General features: G+C 64.9%; 21 protein-coding genes and 1 pseudogene. 16 read left to right on the top strand and 6 right to left on the bottom strand.

Annotated features, from left to right (window positions below):
* Positions 1-770: 770 nt before the first annotated feature.
* The 11 genes and pseudogenes from istA (at position 771) to ACQCSY_RS08760 (ending at position 10574) form a co-directional block, all read left to right on the top strand.
* The gene (gene istA, locus ACQCSY_RS08710) at positions 771-2027 is read left to right on the top strand and encodes an IS21 family transposase (protein ID WP_427134897.1); all 1257 of its coding nucleotides are present in this window, start codon (positions 771-773) and stop codon (positions 2025-2027) included.
* Positions 2024-2698 (top strand): ATP-binding protein, encoded by a 675-nt coding sequence (locus ACQCSY_RS08715; RefSeq protein ID WP_427134899.1) that lies wholly within the window; start codon positions 2024-2026, stop codon positions 2696-2698. Before istA ends, ACQCSY_RS08715 begins: the two co-directional genes overlap by 4 nt.
* A gap of 61 nt (positions 2699-2759) precedes the next feature.
* A complete protein-coding gene (locus ACQCSY_RS08720) occupies positions 2760-3959 on the top strand; it encodes a tyrosine-type recombinase/integrase (protein ID WP_427134901.1) in 1200 nt (399 codons plus the stop codon).
* On the top strand, positions 3956-4888 hold the full coding sequence (locus ACQCSY_RS08725) for a tyrosine-type recombinase/integrase (protein ID WP_427134903.1): 933 nt from the start codon (positions 3956-3958) through the stop codon (positions 4886-4888). The genes ACQCSY_RS08720 and ACQCSY_RS08725 overlap by 4 nt, the downstream gene beginning before the upstream one ends.
* Positions 4885-5874 carry a tyrosine-type recombinase/integrase gene (locus ACQCSY_RS08730; RefSeq protein WP_427134905.1) on the top strand — a complete coding sequence of 330 codons (990 nt, stop codon included), beginning with the start codon at positions 4885-4887 and terminating at the stop codon, positions 5872-5874. Before ACQCSY_RS08725 ends, ACQCSY_RS08730 begins: the two co-directional genes overlap by 4 nt.
* Before the next feature lie 110 nt (positions 5875-5984).
* Positions 5985-6251: pseudogene (locus ACQCSY_RS08735) on the top strand (ATP-binding protein); the annotation flags it as partial.
* Between the two features lie 72 nt (positions 6252-6323).
* The gene (locus tag ACQCSY_RS08740; RefSeq protein ID WP_427135753.1) at positions 6324-7337 is read left to right on the top strand and encodes a DJ-1/PfpI family protein; all 1014 of its coding nucleotides are present in this window, start codon (positions 6324-6326) and stop codon (positions 7335-7337) included.
* A gap of 415 nt (positions 7338-7752) precedes the next feature.
* The gene (locus ACQCSY_RS08745) at positions 7753-8013 is read left to right on the top strand and encodes a hypothetical protein (protein WP_427134907.1); all 261 of its coding nucleotides are present in this window, start codon (positions 7753-7755) and stop codon (positions 8011-8013) included.
* 173 nt (positions 8014-8186) lie between these two features.
* On the top strand, positions 8187-9437 hold the full coding sequence (locus tag ACQCSY_RS08750; RefSeq protein WP_427134909.1) for a sensor histidine kinase: 1251 nt from the start codon (positions 8187-8189) through the stop codon (positions 9435-9437).
* A complete protein-coding gene (locus ACQCSY_RS08755) occupies positions 9425-10120 on the top strand; it encodes a response regulator (RefSeq protein ID WP_427134911.1) in 696 nt (231 codons plus the stop codon). The genes ACQCSY_RS08750 and ACQCSY_RS08755 overlap by 13 nt, the downstream gene beginning before the upstream one ends.
* Before the next feature lie 139 nt (positions 10121-10259).
* The gene (locus ACQCSY_RS08760; RefSeq protein WP_427134913.1) at positions 10260-10574 is read left to right on the top strand and encodes a PDDEXK nuclease domain-containing protein; all 315 of its coding nucleotides are present in this window, start codon (positions 10260-10262) and stop codon (positions 10572-10574) included.
* 90 nt (positions 10575-10664) lie between these two features.
* On the opposite strand, the gene ACQCSY_RS08765 is transcribed toward ACQCSY_RS08760, so the two are convergent.
* Entirely contained in the window at positions 10665-10967 is a 303-nt protein-coding gene (locus tag ACQCSY_RS08765; RefSeq protein ID WP_427134915.1) for a DUF4193 domain-containing protein, read from the bottom strand.
* 93 nt (positions 10968-11060) lie between these two features.
* Between ACQCSY_RS08765 and ACQCSY_RS08770 the strand changes: the two genes are divergently transcribed.
* From ACQCSY_RS08770 to ACQCSY_RS08780, 3 genes are all read left to right on the top strand, one after another.
* Positions 11061-11762, top strand: a complete 702-nt coding sequence (locus tag ACQCSY_RS08770; protein ID WP_427134917.1) for an SOS response-associated peptidase — start codon at positions 11061-11063, stop codon at positions 11760-11762.
* A 133-nt stretch (positions 11763-11895) separates the two neighbouring features.
* Positions 11896-12543, top strand: coding sequence for a hypothetical protein (locus ACQCSY_RS08775; protein ID WP_427134919.1), 648 nt, complete (start codon positions 11896-11898; stop codon positions 12541-12543).
* A gap of 185 nt (positions 12544-12728) precedes the next feature.
* Positions 12729-13448, top strand: coding sequence for a plasmid pRiA4b ORF-3 family protein (locus ACQCSY_RS08780; protein ID WP_427134920.1), 720 nt, complete (start codon positions 12729-12731; stop codon positions 13446-13448).
* Between the two features lie 139 nt (positions 13449-13587).
* Here the strand turns inward: ACQCSY_RS08780 and ACQCSY_RS08785 are convergent, their stop codons facing one another.
* The 4 genes from ACQCSY_RS08785 to ACQCSY_RS08800 all read right to left on the bottom strand — a co-directional run bounded on the left by ACQCSY_RS08785 (position 13588) and on the right by ACQCSY_RS08800 (position 17216).
* Positions 13588-13848: a type II toxin-antitoxin system RelE family toxin gene (locus tag ACQCSY_RS08785; RefSeq protein WP_427134922.1), complete on the bottom strand. Its 261-nt coding sequence runs from the start codon at positions 13846-13848 to the stop codon at positions 13588-13590.
* Positions 13845-14111, bottom strand: a complete 267-nt coding sequence (locus ACQCSY_RS08790) for a type II toxin-antitoxin system Phd/YefM family antitoxin (RefSeq protein ID WP_427134924.1) — start codon at positions 14109-14111, stop codon at positions 13845-13847. The genes ACQCSY_RS08785 and ACQCSY_RS08790 overlap by 4 nt, the downstream gene beginning before the upstream one ends.
* Before the next feature lie 1336 nt (positions 14112-15447).
* Positions 15448-16536: an IS630 family transposase gene (locus ACQCSY_RS08795; protein ID WP_427134925.1), complete on the bottom strand. Its 1089-nt coding sequence runs from the start codon at positions 16534-16536 to the stop codon at positions 15448-15450.
* 47 nt (positions 16537-16583) lie between these two features.
* Entirely contained in the window at positions 16584-17216 is a 633-nt protein-coding gene (locus ACQCSY_RS08800) for a dihydrofolate reductase family protein (RefSeq protein ID WP_427134926.1), read from the bottom strand.
* 72 nt (positions 17217-17288) lie between these two features.
* Between ACQCSY_RS08800 and ACQCSY_RS08805 the strand changes: the two genes are divergently transcribed.
* Positions 17289-17648 carry a hypothetical protein gene (locus ACQCSY_RS08805; RefSeq protein ID WP_427134928.1) on the top strand — a complete coding sequence of 120 codons (360 nt, stop codon included), beginning with the start codon at positions 17289-17291 and terminating at the stop codon, positions 17646-17648.
* A gap of 259 nt (positions 17649-17907) precedes the next feature.
* Positions 17908-18192, top strand: coding sequence for a hypothetical protein (locus ACQCSY_RS08810; protein ID WP_427134930.1), 285 nt, complete (start codon positions 17908-17910; stop codon positions 18190-18192).
* A 329-nt stretch (positions 18193-18521) separates the two neighbouring features.
* Here ACQCSY_RS08810 and ACQCSY_RS08815 read toward each other — a convergent pair whose 3' ends face one another.
* Complete coding sequence (locus ACQCSY_RS08815) at positions 18522-19577, bottom strand: DNA polymerase IV (protein ID WP_427135754.1); 1056 nt, start codon at positions 19575-19577, stop codon at positions 18522-18524.
* Between the last annotated feature and the right edge of the window lie 288 nt (positions 19578-19865).

The following is a 19865-nucleotide window of genomic DNA, read 5'->3' on the forward strand; positions in this document are numbered from 1 at the left end:
ACTGAACATTCAATCGCGCATTTTCCGCTGCCGGTCCCAGACGGATCAGAGGGGCGTTTGCCAGGATCCCGGGCCGTCATTATCGCGGGGAAACTCTTCAGGTCTGCGATCCGGCCCCCGGGCATGGGACGCTGGTCGGTCGCCTGGACGTGCGGCCTAAGACGCACGGAGTGCGTCCCGGGGAGCGATGGCGTGGTACCCAGGTACCGGTTGTGCCTGTTCGGGAGTGTCCCGTGGACCGATGTACGTGTAACGGGCAATCCGTAGCGTGAAGGAGCAATGCAGGGCCCAAAAAAGGTGATGGCCCCGCAACTCCATAAGGAATCGAGACCCGCTCATGGCTTCCCGCTCTAGACGCTTTGTTCACACTGCTCTGTCGGTGGGGTTATCCCTGCTCGTTGTGGCTGCGCTGGCTTTCGCAGGCGCTTGGGTGGCGGATGCGGAAAGTCACGTCCGCCCGCCCGCTCAAGAACTTAAGAACCTGCCCACGAATCGACCGTCCTCCTCGGGAACGATAGTTGTCGCCGTCGTCCTGGGGTCGTCAGGCACCGTGGGAAGTGACGTTCTGGCTCCCTACGAGGTGTTTGCCAGCTCACCTAATTTTTCCGTCTACACCATCGCAGCGCAGTCCGCCCCTGTCGCCGTTGACGGGGGTCCGGCGATAGTGCCCACGTACACGTTCGAGGACAACCGCTCGGGCTGTCGCTGCTTAGTGAAAACTGACCCCATAGTGCCGTTTGAATCTTGACCCCTCCGGGGTTGGATTGAGGATGATCATCATGGAAGATTGGGCAGAGATCCGGCGGCTGCACCGCAGCGAGCATCTGGGGATCAAGACCATCGCGCGTCGGCTGGGTTTGGCGAGGAACACGGTCCGGGCGGCGTTGGCGGCCGCTACGCCTCCACGCTATGAACGGCCGGGCAGGGGTTCCCTGACGGACGCGGCGGAACCGCGGATCAGGGCGTTGCTCAAGGACGTGCCGACGATGCCGGCGACGGTGATCGCTGAACGCATCGGATGGGAACATTCATCAGCGATTCTGCGCGCGAAGGTCGCGTTGCTTAGGCCGGAGTACCGTGGTGTCGATCCGACTGACCGGACCGAGTACGTGGCCGGGGAACGGGTGCAGTGTGATCTGTGGTTCCCGCCGGCAGTGATTCCCCTTGGTGCGGGGCAGACAGGAACGCCACCGGTACTGGTGATGGTGCTCGGGTTCTCCCGGATGCTCGCGGCGATGATGATCCCGTCCCGGCAGACCGTTGATCTGCTCTGCGGAATGTGGGCACTGTTGAGTGTTTTCGGCGGCGTGCCCAAGGAACTTGTATGGGACAGCGAGAGCGGTATCGGACGGAGGAACAAACTCACCGAACCGGCCCGGTCCTTCGCCGGGATCCTGGGGACCAGGATCTACCAGGTCGCCGTGCGGGAGCCCGAACATAAAGGCATCGTTGAGCGCGGCAACAACTTTTACGAGACCTCGTTCATGCCCGGGCGTGTCTTTGCCTCCCCGGCGGACTTCAACACCCAGCTCGGTGCCTGGCTACCCGGGGCCAATTCCCGGCTGGTGCGCCGGACAGGGGCCAGGCCCGTTGACCGGCTGCCCGCGGACCGGTTGGCCATGGCCGTCCTGCCTCCGGTGGCACCTCATCTGGGGTTTGCCGACCGCGTGCGGCTGCCGCGGGATTACTACGTCCGGGTCCACGCCAACGATTACTCCGTTGACCCGGTGGCGGTCGGACGGATGGTCGATGTCGCCGGGACGCTGGAGCGGATCCAGGTCCGCCTCGAGGGCCGGCTGGTGGCCGATCATCCGCGGTCCTGGGCGGTGCATCAGACCATCACGGACCCGGCCCATAAGGAATCGGCGGGCAGGCTGCGCACCGAGTACTGGAAGGCGAACCACGCCCGTCCTGCCCCGCCGCCCACCGATGTCAGCGCCCGGGCACTGCCGGACTACGACGCGCTCTACGGGATAGATTTCAGCCACCGCACCGGCGCCGCTTCGAGCGTTCCGGCGCTGTCATGACGACCGCTGCCGAACTGTCCGCCCCGGCGGCCGGACAGCCGGGCCCAGGAACTGCGGGAGCCGTCAAGCCATCGGCGCAGTTGGCGTACCTGGCCAGGGCGCTGCGGGCGCCGGTGGTCGCGGAGGTCTATGAACGTCTCGCCGAACGTGCCAGGGCGGAAGGCTGGGCCTACGAGGAGTACCTGGCCGCCGTGCTGGACCGCCAGGTCAGTGCCCGGGCGGCCAACGGCACCCAGCTGCGGATCAACGCCGCGCATTTCCCCGCACGGAAGTCCCTGGAGGAGTATGACTACACCCACAACGTTGGACTGGCCAGGCAGACGATAGCCCATCTGGGCACCACGTCCTTCATCGATGCGGCGGAGAACGTGATCTTGCTAGGGCCGCCGGGAACCGGGAAAACACACCTGGCCATCGGGCTCGGCATCAAGGCCGCCCACGCCGGGCACCGGGTGCTTTTCGATACGGCCGCAGGCTGGATCAGCCGACTGCAGCAGGCTCACGCCAAGGGTGAACTCCCGACCGAACTGGCCAGGCTCGCCCGCTACCCGCTACTCATAATCGACCTATGCCGAGCCCGCAACTATGCCGAGGCAATCCAGGGGCGGTTGGTAATTTGGGTGAGGGTGCTGGGTTTTCTCGTCGGGGCGGGCGTTCGCGTGTCGGCATAGTTCCCGGGGGTGGAGCCTGATCATGGGAGCAACCGTGCTTCCGTGAAGGAGGCGAAGTGCAGTGTCGGGAACGAGAAGGAAGGCCGGTCAGCTGGGGCCGCAGGTCGAGGGCTATCGGGCTTGGTTGGCGAAGCGGGGCTACACACCGGGCACGATCGTGAACATGCTGAAGGATTTGGGCCAGGTTGGTCTGTGGCTTTCTGCCGAACGGCTGAGGACAGAGGATCTGAACGAGGAACGGTTGGCAGCGTTCCAGTCTGCCCGGCGAAGGGGTGGCCGGAGCAGGAGCCCGGGTCCCCGTGCGTTGGTGCCGCTGTTGAGCTACCTGCGGGAGACGGGCATCGCCCCTGAGGCCACGCCGTTGGTGACGCCGCTGGGTGCGCTGCTGCTTCAGTATCGAAGGTGGATGATCCAGGAGCGGGGTCTTTCGCCGACCACCGTGCTCCGTTATGAGAACACCGCACGCCGCTTCCTCAAGGAGTCCTCGGCGGGCTGGGTGTTCGCTCCGGCGGATCTGACCGGGGCGGACATCAATGCGTTCCTGCTGCGGGAATTCGCTCGGGTGTCTGCCGGGTCGGCGAAGGGCCGGGTGGCCGAGCTGCGTTCGATCCTGCGCTTTCTTTACCTGCAAGGCATCACCGGATTGAGTCTGGGGGCGTCCGTTCCTGCGGTGGGTGGATGGCGTTTCGCGACCCTTCCGCCGCCGGGGATGTCTGCGGAGGATGTACAGCTTTTGCTCGACAGCTTCGATCGCAGCACGCCGGTCGGTGTGAGGGACTTCGCGATAGTCATGCTGGTGTCGCGGTTGGGGTTACGGTCCATCGAGGTCGCCAGGATGGAACTGCGTGACGTGGACTGGCGGTCCGGCGAACTTGTGGTCCGCGGAAAGGCGCGGCGACAAGACCGGTTGCCGTTGCCAGCCGAGGTCGGCGAAGCCCTGGCAGCCTATCTGTCCTGTGAACGGAACCCTGCTGCTGCCCGTCATGTGTTCCTGACCTGCCGGGCTCCCCGCGGACCGATCCGTGCCGATTTGGTCGGTGATGTTGTCGAGCGGGCCTGTAAACGTGCAGGCGTGCCCAAGGTTGGACCGCACGGGCTGAGGCACGCGCTGGCCGGTGAACTGCTCCGCAGGGGCGCCGGCCTGGTAGCGATCAGCCAGGTCTTGCGCCATCAGGATCTGGCCACCACGGCCCTCTATGCCAAGGTTGACCTGGTAGCGCTGCGCCGGGTGGCCCAGCCGTGGCCGGGGGCCGTGCGGTGAGTGCGCTGGAGCGGGATCTCGCGGATTACCTGCAGCTGCGTCGATCGCTCGGACACGAACTGGCCGAGGCCCGCTGGCTGCTCCCAGGCTTGGTGGCTTACCTCGACGCTCACGGATCGCCAACCGTGACGATCCAAGCGGCACTGACGTGGGCGCAGCAATCCCCGACAGGCCAGGTGACGACCGTGGGACCGCGACGGATGACGGCAGCCCGGGGCTTCGCCCGGTACTTGGCCGGCATTTACCCCGGCACGGAGATCCCGCCGTCGGGTCTGATGCCACACCGGCAACGATGGCGCCAACCATTCATCTACTCCACCGCCGACATCGAGGCACTGATGAACAAGGCCCGCCGCTTGGCCAGCTCACCGCTGCGGGCCGCGACCTACGAGACACTCATCGGGCTGCTTGCCTCGGGAGGTCTGCGGATCGGCGAGGCCATCAAGCTCGACCGCAGCGATGTCGACTGGTCCGGGAACGTGCTGCTGATCCGCGAGTCCAAGTTCGGAAAATCCCGCCTCGTTCCGCTTCACAGCACCGCCATACAGGCACTGAGCGCATACGCTGCACTGCGCGATGAGCTGGATCCGCGACCGAAGGAGCCAAGCTTCTTCATGTCCCTGACACACAAACGGCTCTGCTACACCGTCGTCAGCCAGACGTTCCGGAAGCTCGTCAACAACGCCGGTATCGGGACCGGGGCACCATCGGCACCGAGACTTCACGATCTGCGCCACACTTTCGCGGTCCGCACCCTGCTCAGCTGGTACCGCACCGAGGAGGACGTGCAGGCGAAGATTCCATCGCTGTCGACCTACCTCGGACACCGCGAACCCGCATCGACCTACTGGTACCTCTCGGCCGCACCGGAGCTGCTCGCCCTGGCCGCGGCACGCCAACACACCGGCTGGACGGCAGCGCGCTCATGACGCTGATCGCACCGACACTGCAGATGTTCTTCACCGACCGGCTCGCCCAACAGCGCCAAGCCAGCCCTCGGACCATCGCGGCCTACCGCGACGCCCTGAAGCTGCTCCTGGATTTCATCCACGGGCAGACCGGCAAGTTGCCTTCACAACTGGACTGGGACGACCTGGACGCGACCACAATCTCAGGATTCCTCACCCATCTGGAGAATGAACGGCACAACAGCGTCAGGACCCGCAACGTCCGCCTCACCGCGATCCGCTCCCTGTTCTCCTACGCCGCGCTGCGTCACCCCGAACATGCGCAGCTGATCCAGCGCGTGCTCGCCATCCCGCCGAAGCGGTTCGACAAGCGCGTCGTGACATTCCTGACGGCACCCGAGATCGACGCTCTCCTGGCCGCCCCGGACCAGTCCAGATGGGAAGGCCGGCGCGACAGGGCCCTGATGCTCCTGGCCATCCAGACCGGCCTGCGGGTTTCCGAACTCACGGGCCTGAACTGCGCCGACGTCATCCTGGGCACCGGCGCGAACGTCCGCTGCGAAGGCAAAGGACGCAAACAACGCGCTGTCCCTCTCACGAACCCCGTCGAGGCTTTACTGCGGGTCTGGCTGGCCGAACGAGCCGGACTCCCGGACGACCCATTGTTCCCGACCCGCACCGGACGACGGCTCAGCCGCGACGCTGTCGCGCTGCGGGTCAGCACGCACGCGAGAACTGCAGCGCAAAACTGTCCGTCACTCGCGGGCAGGCAAATCCACCCGCACGTGTTCCGCCACAGCTGCGCCATGTCCCTGCTCCAGGCCGGCGTCGACACCTCAGTGATCGCACTCTGGCTCGGCCACGCCGGTGTCCGGTCCACCGACGCCTACGTCCATGCCGACATCACCATCAAGGAGAAAGCCCTCGCTCTCACCACACCAGCATCCGCGAGCCCCGGCCGCTACCATCCACCGGACAAGGTCCTCGCGTTCCTCGAGAGCCTGTAACTATGCCGAGCCCGCGACTGGCCGACACCCCACATAGCAGACCAACATGGCAGCAGCCTCGGCATAGTTGCGGGCTCGGCATAGATCGATCTATGCGGATATCCGCATAGATCGACGAAGTAGGTTACATCCCGTTCGACGCCGATGCCGCGAATCTGTTCTTCCAGCTTGTCTCTTCCCGCTATGAGCATGCGTCCCTGATTCTGACCTCGAATATGACGTTTTCCCGGTGGGGAGAGGTTTTCAATGACGACATCATCGCCGCCGCGATGATTGACCGCCTTGTCCATCACGCCGAGGTCGTGCCCCTGAAAGGGGACTCCTACCGGACTAAGAACCGGCGCGATCAGCTCGCCAGTACAACCATCAAGGACTAACAAAACTACAGACCCTAGCCCCGTCAAGGGGTCAATTTTAGAACAGCAAAAAGGGGTCAATTTTAGCCAAGCATTGACACGGGCAGGGCCCGGCAGCCGGACGTGGTCGTTGTTCCGGCCGTCGGGGCCCCTGAGGGCACGGAGGAAGCCGCAATGCGGGAGTGGATCGTGGAGCAATCCCGTCGCGGCGCCCGTATCCTGGGCGTCTGCAGCGGATCGATGGTCCTGGCCGGGACCGGCCTGTTGAACGGGCACAAGGCGACAAGCCATTGGTCCCGGCTGAGTTCTCTCAAGCAGAGCCATCCCGAGGTCCAATGGATGGGAGGTCTTCGATTCGTCCAAGACGGCATGATCACCACCACAGCTGGCGTAACGTCCGGCATCCCGGGCGCCTTAAAAGTCATGGAGGACCTGGCGGGGGCCGCCGAAGCCGAACGAGTCGGCCGGCTGATGAACTACCCGGACTGGTCGGTCACGGCGACAGCCCAGATACCCGTCCAGTCCTTCGCCGCCTCAGACATTCCTATCGGCCTCAACGCCCTCATCCCGTGGCTCCGGCCGACGATCGGCGTCGGGCTCTTCAACGGGGTGGGCGAAATCGACGTGGCCAGCGCGTTTGAGGTCTACAACATGTCCTTCGCAGCCCGGACGGTGGCGGTCGGCGCCACGGACACAGTCACCACCAAGCACGGGCTGATTCTCCTGACCGTCCCGGAACACCAGGCACCTCCGGTGGACAGACTCATCGCACCCGGCGCGGCCGGGGACCAGGATATTGATCCGCAATTGAGTGACTGGGCCGCGTCCCGCAACATGCCCATCGATGCCATTGCTGGGGCCGGCGGGGTGCTCGGCTTCGACGGTGCCATCGAGTATCTGGCCCGGCATACCGACCGCACCACCGCTGAATCGGCGGCCAAGATGATCGACTATCCGACGGCGCATCTGAACCTTCCGGCCGGAGGAACCCCCGTCCGCGTTCCTGTCCTGCTCGCGCTCGGCCTGCTGCTCGCCATTTTGACCGGTTCCCTGCCGGCGATCATTCGAACAGCCATCCGCCGCCGGGCCGCGGGAAAGATGACATGACGCGGCACGTGCCAATTTGCCACCTTCGCTCAATCGGTTCCTTGGCTAGGGCCGATCATGCCAAGCAACCCTCTCGATACCTCTACGTTGCCAAGCACTTCGGCCCGATGGTCGGGGTGGCCCGGGTTGGCGGTCAAAGGGGAAGGGTTGTGGCGACGGCGTCCCTTCGATCTGCCGATGTGACTGCTAGATTTGGCGCGCGTAACGCGTCCCGCGGTGAACGAGTAGCGGCAGCCTGCTGGCCGTCCCTCGAGCGATTGGCCGGGACTGGATACAAGGAAGGTATTTGATGCCGTTAGATCAGGTTTTCGCACTCCTCGCCTGTGCACTTCTGGCTGGTCTAACCACCTTCCAGGGCGCGCTTATCGGTGGAGCCCCACTCGGGAGGATGGCGTGGGGCGGCCAACACCGTGTATTGCCTGCAAAACTCAGAATCGGAAGCGGGGTCTCCATCGCGGTGTATATCCTTTTCGCCTATGCGGCGCTGGCCAAGGCCGACCTTGTCCCGCCGTTGATCAGCGAAACGTTTACTTCAATCACCATGTGGGTGATGACGGCATACTTCGCGCTCGGCGTTCTCATGAACGGGATCTCCCGCAGTAAACCCGAACGCCTCATCATGACCCCCACCACGCTGGTCCTCGCTGGCCTGTACCTGGTCCTTTCACTCCACTGATCCCCATGCGTGAGCCTCAGGACCAGAAGACGTGAGCTTCAGTCCCGGCGCCTACCGCCAACGCCATCACTTCACATCTTCCGTGAGGCCCGCAGCGGCGACGCGAATTCCTCATCTCGATGGCACACGACCTAAGGACCCTCATGAACTCCACGACCGGTAGAGTCCGGAGCATGACCGAGAAGGGGGACACTGCACGCCGGGCAGCGTTGCCGACAACGGCTTTAACGGTGCCGGTTTCGTCGTCCGAACCGCTGCGGCGAGACGGGCGCTTCCGCCCGAACGTCACAGATCTCTTGGTCGCCGCCGCCTACACAGGGCCGGCCCTGGCGTCAGCCATCATCTTCCACCTTGGCGAGACCGAAGGCTCGTGGTTCGTTCTTCCCCTGCTCGCGGTAGTGGTTTCCGGCGCGGCGCTGCTGTTCCGCCGCCGGACTCCGATGGTTTCGTTGGCTGCCACCGCCAGCATCATGCTCATCACTTTCTCGGCGCCGGCGAGCTTCGCAGCGGTGGCGACAGCCATGGCGCTGTACGCCGTCGCCGTCTACCGGTCAGCGCGCCACGCGGTCCCTGGCCTGCTCGGGACCAGCGGAATCCTCCTTCTGGCTGCGATCCTCCCGCCCCGGTCGATGGACCTTGCCCAAGCCGTCCAGGCGATTGCTGTATTTGTGATCGCCACGCTGACCGGCCTGAACGTAGGCACACGCCGCGCCTATGTGGCCGCCCTCGTCGAGCGTACCGACCGGCTGATGCGTGAACGGGAACATCTGGCCAGCATTGCAGCGGCCGCGGAGCGCAACGCGATCGCGCGGGAGATGCACGACATCGTCTCCCATGGATTGGCTGTGATGATTTCCTTGGCCCACGGTTCGGCCGAGATCGCCGCCACTGATCCTGCCCGCGCCGTCCAGGCCATGCGCCAGGTCGCCGAGACAGGCCGCGTTGCGGTATCGGACATGCGCCGGATGCTCGGGGTTCTGACCGAAGGCCGCAGCGGGCAGTTACCCGGCGCGGTGGCACCTTCTCCGGGGGTGGGGGACGTCCCTGCGCTGGTGGAGCTTTTCCGTTCCGCGGGCCTTCCGGTGGTCCTGCATTCGACCGGTGTTCCTCCTGGCGACGCCGGGATCGAACTGGTTATCTACCGGGTCATCCAGGAAGGGCTCACCAACGCGCTTAAGTACACGAAAGCAGCAACAGCGGTCACGGTTCACGCGCAGTTCAGCGCGCAGGAGATCATGGTCTCGGTGACCGACGATGGGCAACCGGACGTCGTCCCTGCCGACCACGCCGGGCGTGGCGTCGTGGGAATGCGTGAGCGCGTCGCTCTGTATGGCGGCACGCTGCGCGCGGGTTCTCTGACCAACGGCGGATGGTCCGTGACCGCCCGGTTCCCTACACAGAACGGAGCCCCATGGCAACTATAGCTGCCCCGCCCACGCGCCCGATTCGGGTGCTGCTCGTTGATGACCAGGCACTCGTCCGAATGGGATTCCGCATGGTGCTGGATGCCCAGGACGGGGTCGAAGTCGTTGGCGAAGCCGCTGACGGCGGGACTGGCATCGATATGTCTCGTACCCTGGCACCGGATGTGGTGCTGATGGATGTGCGCATGCCGGACACGGACGGCATCGCCGCGACCCGGCTCATTGTTCAGGAGTGCCCGCAGTCACGGGTCATCGTCCTCACCACGTTCGATCTCGACGAGTATGCCTTCGCGGCGCTCAGGGCCGGTGCCAGCGGCTTTCTGCTCAAGGACGTCGGACCAGCTGAGCTGCTGACGGCCATCAGAGCCGTCGCCGGGGGAGACGCCGCCATTTCCTCCAGGGTCAGCCGCCGGATGCTGGATCTCTTCAGCCAAAGGCTTCCCTCCGGTCCTCCCTCCGGCGACGGAGCCGTCGCGGCCCTGACACCCCGGGAAGCGGAAATCCTGTCGGCCATCGCCGGCGGACTTACCAATACCGAGATCGGGGAACAAATGTTTGTGGCGGAATCAACGGTGAAATCCCACGTTGGCCGCATCCTGATGAAACTCCGGCTGCGTGACCGCGTGCACGCCGTCATCTTCGCCTACGAACACGGCTTGACCGGCCATCACCGGCCGAACTGATAAAGCACGACTTGCTGCACGGCAGCGCCAAGTCCCCGGAGAACAGTTGAGCAGAACGTTTATGAAGGCACTGTCTGCGCAAACTCCCCGCTCCTGGCACGGGAGCGGTGCCGAGCATCAGCTGCGAAGCGGACCGTTAGTGCGGTCAACAGGCTACTTCGTCATCGAGCTCAAGACCGGGAAATTTCAGCCCGAATACGCCGGCAAACTCAACTTCTACGTCGCCCTGGTCGATGACAGGCTCCGCCGTGAAGCCCACGCCGACACCGTCGGGATCCTGATCTGCGGCAGCAAGAACGACCACACCGTCCGCTACAGCCTCGGCCGCGCCACCTCACCCATGGCCGTCGCCTCCTACACCTGCGACACCCTGCCCGCCGACGTCCGCCAGGACCTGCCCGACGCCGACCGGCTGACTGCCGCACTCGACTGGACCGAGGAAGCAGAGTCATGACCGGAGGACATTAGTTCCGCTTAGCGCGCGTTGGACGCCGTCCCTCGGCAGGGAACGACGTGTCCCCGGGGGGTAAAACGATCCCGGCCGTCAGCCTTCGCACTCGGTGCAGTAGGCGTGGCCGTTCTGCTCCCGGGCGACTTGGGAGCGGTGCCGGACCAGGAAGCAGGAGTAGCAGGTGAACTCGTCATCCTTTTGCGGGATCACCTGGACGATGAGTTCCTCGGCGACGAATTCGCCGCCGGGGACGTCGAGCCCGTCGAGGCCGTCGGCTTCGTCCAGCTCACGGACGACGCTGCGGGCGTCGGGGGCGTTGGCCGACTGCAGCGCTTCCAGAGAGTTGTTCTGGGATTCCTTAACGTCGGAGCGTAGTTCGTCGTAATCGGTTGCCACTTAGGTGGTTCTCTTTTCTCGTGTGTTGGCTGTCGGCAATGCAACGTACACCATGTCACCGCTATTCCACAGCCATGGGGCACAATGAATCGCATGTGCGGCCGATACGTGATGTCCAGGGCAACCGGTGACCTCCTGAGCTACTTCGATGCCAGGGAGGCGGAGGGCTCCGCCCCGCCGCCGAGCTGGAACGTGGCACCGACCGATGACGTCGCGATCATTGCCGAAAGGCCGACCCAGGATGGCCCGGAGCGCCGGCTGCTGATCGCCCGCTGGGGTCTCGTGCCGTCCTGGTCCAAGGACATCAAGATCGGCTCGAAGCTGATCAACGCCCGCAGCGAAACGATCCTGGGCAAGCCCGCGTTCCGGAAAGCAGCCGTCAAGCGCCGCGCCCTGGTCCCGGCGGAGGGGTACTACGAGTGGGAGAAGACCGAGGACGGAAAGAAGATCCCGCACTTCCTCTACTCGGAGACGGACGAACTGCTGGCCTTTGCCGGGCTGTATGAGTTCTGGCCCGACCCTTCCCTGCCTGAGGATGACCCGCACCGGTGGCTGCTCAGCTGCACCGTCCTGACCACCACCGCGCACGATTCCCTCGGCCACGTCCACGACCGTGCCCCTGTCATCGTCCCGCGGGAGATGTACGCTGACTGGCTGGACCCGGGAACCACAGCCAAAGAGGACGTGCAGAATCTGCTCGAGACCATCCCGGAACCCGTTCTGACACCCCGGGAGGTCACCGACCGGGTCAACTCGGTCCGCAACAACGGTCCAGAGCTCATCGAGCCGGCCTGATGGGCCGGGTGTTTGGGAGATCCGTGGCGTTCCCGGACGCCCTCATGTATCTGCGGTCCGAAAACGCCGCGGAGGTACCGGACATCGACGGGGTGGCTGACTTCTGGCGCACTGACAGCGTATTGCCCAGGCCGTGCTGCATGACTCCGAAGGTGAAGTGCGGCTCCGCGTCGGAACTACGGCCGACGGGGACCCGAACATGCTGTTGCTCTTTGAGGGCATCCTGCAGTCCAGCCGCGGATGGGTGGAGATCGGGAACGTTTACAACGAGCTAACCTTCGGTTTCAGAACAACCACCGACGAAGTCAGGATCTCCATCTGGGGTGATGATCCCCGCCAGTCGGAGAGGATCCTGGTGCAGTGCCCTGACATGGTCGATCTGACCGGCATTGAAAGCCGAAGAGAGGACGCTGAAGTGACAGACGTATCCGAGCCGAGGCGGGCCGCGCAACGCATGGAAGAGGCCGCCAGACAATTGGCGCATTCCGTCAGGGACCTGGACAGTCCTTCGGACAGCCACCCGATCCTGGGCAGCCTGCTGGACGCCCAGCGCTCCATCGAGCAGATACTGCGGCAGCTGGCCGACTGGCACCGCTCGACCTCAGCCGGCACGCACTTCTCCGAAGGCCACGATGAGAGCACGCTGGGCATCATGACTGCGGTGACCGAGCTGGACCTGGCGGTCCAGCAGGCGGACGGGCTCCAGGAGACCATCGCCAGGGCATACGGCGGCAACGGCGTCGTCAGGTGGTTCGACAACACTGACACTGAAGAGGACTAAGGGCGCGGCCATGAGAACCGCCAAGTCAAGGCGACGCAAGCTCACCCACGCGTATGCATTCGATGTCTTTGTCTCATTTGAACCGAAAGCAACCCCGGACTATCAAGGATGAGTGCCTACGGTCCGGTGCGACATGACACGAGCACAGCCATGTGGGTTGAGAGGATAGCTGTATTGAAGAGCCTGTGGCCAAGATTGTGGACGGATCGGAGTGGATCTTGAGGGTTCGCGTGCAGTTGGTCGACAGCGTGCCCGGCATATGGCGCCTGCTGGAGCTGGCGGGCTCCTTGTCGTTGGGACGGGTACACGAGATCCTTCAGACGGCCTTCGGATGGCAGGACGCGCATCTGCACCGTTCCACCGCCGGCGATCCCTTCGAACCGCTGCGGCCGATCGATGGTGAGATACCGGAGGCGCTGCAGTGGGTTCCCGCAGAGTTCCGTGAGGAACCGACGGACTTGTCCGAAGACGAATGCTCGCTCGATGAACTTCTCGCGACGGGAGCGGGGGCCGCGTTCTACGAGTACGACTTCGGCGACAGCTGGCTGCACCGGCTCGAGCTGGTCACCCGTCGGCGTGCTGAGGCAACCGAGCCGCCAGCACAGCTGCTCGACGGCGCCCGACGTGGCCCGCTAGAAGATTCCGGAGGCTTTCCGGGGTTCGAGGAGATGTTGGACGTGCTGGCTGACCCCATCTCACGACGATCACGTCGAGGTTTCGGCGTGGGTAGCCGGCGTGACCGGCACCGACGAGCCTTTCGATCCCGGGTTTCTGGACGTTGCGGCGACTTATCGCGCCCTCTCCAGCGGTTTCCAGGCTATCTGAGGTCCACATCAGGGTATTTGAACAGCATGGCCGGTAAACCGCCGTGGCCGCCTCAGAGCTCGGTGGAACCAGGCCTGTGAGGCCACGGCAAATCACCGTGAAGCGCAAGATAAACGGCGACGGATAACGACGTCAGCCGGGGCCCGTCGTTCCCGCTCCATTCAATGAAGTTTCTGACAGGCATGTCCACCGTCGGCGGCGGGTGCAGGGCGTTTGTTCCTAGTGCTGGTAGATATCCCGCCGGTGGCCGACGGCTACAACTAGCACAATCAGTCGGGCGTCCTGGATCTCGTAGATGATCCTGTAGTCGCCGGTTCGGACACGCCAGTCGCCGCTGCTGCCGGAGAGCTTCTTGGCACCCGGGGGGCGCGGCGTTTCGGCCAGCAGTTCGATAGCGGCCTGGATTCGTCGGCGCGGGTCAGGTGAGAGTTTGCGCAGCTGCCGTACCGCGGCGGGCGCGACCTGGACGGCATAGCTCACGCCAGGCCCAGCTCGGCCTTGACTTCCTCCCACGGCACCGGGCTTTCGCCGCTGTCGACCATCTCGGTCCGCGCGGCGTCCGCCGCCCGAAGGTCATCCAGATCCTCGGCGGCCTCAATCAGCCTGGCGAGATCCCGGGCGTCGATCAGCGCCGCAACGCGGCGGCCGCGACGCAGCAGGTACACCGGCTCATGGTTTACCCGCGCCGTATCGACCGCCTCGGACAGCCGGCTCCGCGCGTCAGTCACCGTCATCTCACTCATGGCCCAATTCTAGCCGGATAAGTACGAAATGTACATAAGCGCGTAAAGAGCGAAAACGCAGATAGTGCGTATCCGGTTAGCTCAGGTTGTGTCAGCGACACTCAAAAGAGAGCCCCAAACAGACCTGTTCGTCGCCGAACCCTTCCTGGTACTCCAAAATAGTCCGCGATTAGCTCAAGTCCGAGCGTGCACCCAGCCAACCTGAGCAGACCGGATACCCACTACGCAGATAATGATGATTATGACCAGTAGTAGTCTGCGTATCTCATCAGATGAATCACCTTCGGGTCGGCCTTCGCCTGTCCCCTGGGTCGCCGAGGCAGGCTCCTGACCAGCGGAGATGCCTGATCTTCGTGACGCCGGTCGGGCTTTGATCGCATCACCTGCGGCTGAGTATTCAGCAGGTCGTCGACGGCAACGTATGGCCTGACCTGCACCGTTGCCGAGATGATTCAACTGATGAATCATTGATTCAGATGGAGATACCGGTTTGAGGAGGCTCGCATGGCGGTTGACGAGGCCGGCCGGGTGCATCTCGTGGGTGCGGTGCCGCTCCTCCACCCGGAACAGCGCTGGCACGCTCCTCCTGCTCTACGCCCAACCCCTGGTGAAGGTCGCGGCGCTTCCCGCCTCGGCAGTGACGATCACGGAGCACGCCGTGACCATAACCCGCGGGAAGCACCCAGCGCCGGTGCCAGACCCATTCGCCGGACTCCTCCGCGAGCACGCCGCGCGACGCCCGAACCTGCGGACCGGCTCCGGCACCAGCCCATGGCTGTTCCCCAGCACACGCGCCGGCCAGCACCTGCATCCCAACACGATGATGATTCGGCTGCGCGAAACTCGGCGTGAACCTCCTCGGCGCGCGAAATCGGGCACTCTCTGACCTCGTGACCGAGGTCCCTCCCCCGGTGGTCGCCGATGCGCTCGGCTACAGCCACCAGGTCACCGTCAAGCACGCCGACGCTGCCGCTGGATCCTGGACCCGTTACGTCGGCCACCGGACATGACCACGATCCGTCATGCCGAGTTGGGTGCGGAACCTCGCGCGTTGATCAACAGAGAATTGGACGCGCCATGGCCCGCCGCGGCCTCTCTTGATCATCGACAGCTGGACTCATTTCGCAGCGTCCGACCATGCCGCCGTCGGCGCGCCCGACCAATGCCCTGTCGGTTCACCCGACCATGCCGTGTCGGCGCAGGTTATCGGGGTCGTCGATGTGGAGCGCCGGACAACTAGGTCGAACGCGGGCAGCTGGGTCCGCGCTCGAGGCGTGGACGGATCTTGGGCGTCTTGCGCGCCGCGATGTCGGGTCGGCGCAGCTAGTGGTGTGTCTCAGTTTTGTTTGACGGCTTCGAGTGCGACGCGGCCGCGGGCGACTTTTTCGAGGATTGAGTCCGCGGTCGCGGTCCAGACCAAGGGCTTGGGCTCGTTGTTGTGGGAGGCGAGGTAGTCCTCGATCGCTGCGATCAGATCCGGTACGGAGTGGAAGGCGCCGCGCCGCAGGGCCTTGTCGGTCAGCTCGCGGAACCACCGCTCGACCAGGTTCAACCAGGACGAGGAGGTCGGGGTGAAATGCAGGTGAAACCGGGGATGTTTGTCCAGCCAGGCTCTGACGTTGGCGTGTTTGTGGGTGGCGTAGTTGTCCAGGATCAGGTGCACGTCCAGTTCTGCCGGCACGTTCTTCTCAACCGTTTTGAGGAACGCCAGGAACTCGCCGTGCCGGTGTTTGGGCAGGCAGGATCCGATCACCTTGCCGGTGGCAACGTCCAGGGCGGCGAACAGGGTCGTGGTGCCGTTGCGCTTGTAGTCGTGGGTCATCGTTTCCCCGCGGCCCTTCTTCATCGGCAGCGAGGGCTGGGTCCGGTCCAGCGCCTGGATGGAGGACTTCTCGTCCATGCACAACACGATCGCCTGCTCGGGCGGATTCAGATACAGGCCCACCACATCGATGAGTTTCTCCTCAAACCTCGGGTCCGTGGAGAGCTTGAACGCCTCAACCCGGTGCGGCTTCAGCCCCCGGGCCGCCCAGATCCGCTGCACCTGCGCCGGGGAAACCCCGGACCTGGCGGCCATGGTCCGCACCGACCAGTGCGTCTGCCCGTCCGGCTTCGAGTTCCGCGTCAGCTCGACGATCTCGTCGATCTTGGACTGCGGGATCACCGGCTTCCGGCCCCGTCCGGCACGGACCCTGCCCAGCTTCGCCAGCCCCTCCTCCTCGAACCGGGCCCGCCACGCGCGCACCGTCCCCGGGGTCACACCGGCAACCTTCGCGATCCACTCGTTCGCCAGCCCGTCCGCGGACATCAGCAGCACCTGGGCCCGCTGCACCTCGCGATGGGAGGCCGTCTGCGACTTCGACAACACCTCCAACGCGGCACGCTGACCATCTGAGACCGAAAGGGCGGGAGCAGGATTCGTCATGCCATCAGATTAACAGACCACCCATTATCTATTTTGGAGACACACCACTAGAACACGTGTTCGGGGTCGACAGTGGACGTTGCGTACTCCGGACGCCCGAGAGGCCGATAAGTCTGGATGGTGATGCCCCGGGACGTGGTCCGCGAGTTGACCAGGTCGAGCGCGATGTCCGGACCGGAATCGGGGAACAGCCGTGTGCCCTGGCCAACGACGACGGGATAGATGACCAGGTCGAGCTGGTCGACCAGGTCGTTGGCGAGCAGCCATCGGACGAGGGCACCACTGCCCGGCACCAGCAGTTCGCCATCGTGATGCGCCTTCAGATCACCGACGGCCGTGGCGACGTCGCCGTGCAGGACAGTCGTGCCCGCCCACTGCGGGTCGGCGAGGCTGGTCGACGCCACGTACTTGGGCCGGCTGTTCAGCGCGGCGGCAATCGGGTTCGTGCTCGGATCGGCCATCGCTCCCCAGTAGCCGGCGAAGATCTCGTACGTCCGCCGGCCAAAGAGGAACGCGGCCGCGCCGCCGTAGACCTGGTTGAGATAGTCCCCGGCTTCGGTGTCGAGAAGCGGTATGGCCCATCCGCCGCGGTCGAAGCCGCCGCTGCGATCCTCGTCAGGTCCGCCCAACCCCTGCATCACGCCGTCCACCGAGACGTTGGTCGTGGTCGTCAACCTCATGTCGTGTCACCTCGTCGAACAACGGCCGCGGACCCCTTCTGGATCCGCGCTACTTGCTACAGACAAGCACACTTGCGGGAGCCACGCGAGGGCGAGATCGTCACCGACGCCTCGCTGGTGGGTTCCCTGCGCGTCGCCGGCCAAGGGGGCACGCCGCCGCGTCGCCGCCCGGTGACGTACAAGGTCAGGGTCGGCTCGGCCGTCGCGCACGCCATCGTCGCCCGCGGCGAGATCAGCGTCGCGGCCGGCCCGGACCCTACACCCGACCTGGTCGTGAACGCCGGACCCGGATTTCGCGACGTCCTCGCCGGCCTTCTCGACCCGGACGCGGCCCTCGCCACCGGCGCTGTCGAACTCATCGGCGACGAGTCCCTGTTCGCTGACTTCGTAGCCACGTTCACCGTTCCCTACAGCGCCGCTCTCGCGCCCTGAGCATCCGTCGCCCGGGTGACGCGTCCCGACTACGTCCGACCATGCCGCTGTCGGAGCGCTATTTCAAGCCACCAATACGCCGAGTCTTGATACGCAGCTCTGCCAGTAATCCTAGGAGATGCCCGAGTGCCTCAAAAAATGGTCATCGACTTCGTCTTGGGCAGCCAGCGATCCGTTCGGCATCTGCGCGCGCTGGAAGCCTTCCGCTGGCGCTAGCACTGGCTCTTGACCGCGCTGGTGGGGTGGGTAGCGTTGGCCCATGGGACTCATCTACGACAACCCGGACCTGGCAGCCCTGACGCTGACGCGGCTCGCCGCGGAAGAATCCGAAGGCCCCGGCGCACTCGAGGGGCGCATGCTCGACTATCTGGACGGCCTGGAACAACGCAACGGCATCGCCTACCTCGAGCTGGTGGCCATCACCCTCGCCCGGGTCCACTTCAAATCCCTTGACGACCTAGCCCGGGCCACCGGCGACGATTCGGCAGCATTGCTGGAAGCCGCCGAGGTAGAGGCGCTGGAAGGCCTCGATGGCGGTAGCTAGACCGCCGTCCGGGTCCGGACTGCCGGCGGGCCTTGTCCCGCCGCTGAAGGTGGCCGTCGGCTTCTTTCAGATTTTCGACCAGCCGCCGCGCGTATGCGGCGATGCTGTCGTCCGGGGACTCCCGGCGCCAAGGAGTTCAGCGGCCTGGTGGCCCCACGGCGTCCCCACGGTTATCCCCGCTGCGGTTCCGCGGCGCAGGCTAGGGCAAACGCTGCGGCGGGAGCGATGTACGACGTCGGCACCGGGCTTGCCACCGGCGCACTGGACATCTACGACCGTTACTTCCGCGAAGCGATTCATCCGCGCTGGCAAGGAAGGGAGCGACGCCGTCACCAACCGCCGCGCGTTGGCGTATGTCCCTTTCGGGCATCGTCGGACATTGCCATTTCGGCCCGCAGGCCTAGGAGTCGGATCGGACGGCCCGCTTCGATTCCGGCTGCGAGGTCCAAGACCCGCGCGAGGATTTCGTTCCGGTCGAATGTCTCGGGAATCTTCCTCGCGTGCGTCTTGGTGAAGAACGGCGCGTACCGAACCTTGAGGGTCAGCCCAACCACGGGCCGTCCTTCGGCCACAACATCCTCAAGGACACGCGCTGTCAGCTCCCTCACGGCGTCGTCCACCTGGGCGGGCTCGGTCAGGTTGCGCTGGAAGGTGGTCTCCCGGCTATGCCCGCGGGCAACCCACGGGGTGTTGTCCACAACGCTGGCGCCGTCCCCGCGTCCGAGCTCCGCGTACCAAGGACCCATCTTGGGGCCGAACTCCGGGACCAGGTCTTGGGGGTCGGACGCGGCGAGCTCGGCGACTGTGTTGATGCCGAGTTTGGCCAGCCGGCCCGACACTTTGGTTCCGACACCCCACAGGTCCTTGGTGGGCCGACTGCCCATGACTTCGAGCCAGTTCCCGGAAGTGAGACGGAAGACGCCGGCCGGCTTGCCGAAACCGGTGGCGACCTTGGCTCGGACCAGGGTGTCGCCGATGCCCACGCTGCAATGCAGCTGCGTTCGCTCCAGGACAGCGGCCTGCACCTGCCGGGCGTAGGCTTCCGGATTCTCTGTCTCAGTGCCTATAAAGGCTTCATCCCAACCCAGCACCTGCACGGTGGCGCCGGGCTGCGCGCGCAGGGTAGCCATCACCGTTTCAGACGCCGCGAGGTAAGCCTCCTGATCGACGGGCAGGATTACAGCGTCGGGCACTTTCCGGGCCGCAATGCGTAAGGGCATTCCGGAACCCACGCCGAACGCCCTGGCTTCGTAGGATGCGGTCGACACCACAGCTCGTTCCGTGGGGTCGCCCCGACCGCCGACAATGATCGGCTTGCCCGCAAGCTCCGGCCGCCGGAGCACTTCGACCGCCGCGATGAACTGGTCGAGATCGACGTGCAGCACCCACCGGATTCCGCTCACGCCACCAGTCTGCCCTAAACATCCCTGGCAAGCATCGGCTCTCCACCGAGCTGGGCCGCGGAGCCTGGGGCCTCCTGACCTTGCCGGGGCCAAAATCGTACCGCTCAGGGTTCCGCAAACGAGACGGCCAAACGCCAGTCCTATGTGAATCGCGGCGGTAATTGGCGTTGTTCTGTCAGCGCTATGTGGCGGTTCCAGCTCAGTGCTCAGTGCTTTTCCATGGCCGCGGCCATCGCCATCGCGGGTGTCCGGCAAGAGTGCCCCGCAGAA

The organism is Pseudarthrobacter sp. S9, from assembly GCF_050156545.1.
Lineage (GTDB): Bacteria > Actinomycetota > Actinomycetes > Actinomycetales > Micrococcaceae > Arthrobacter.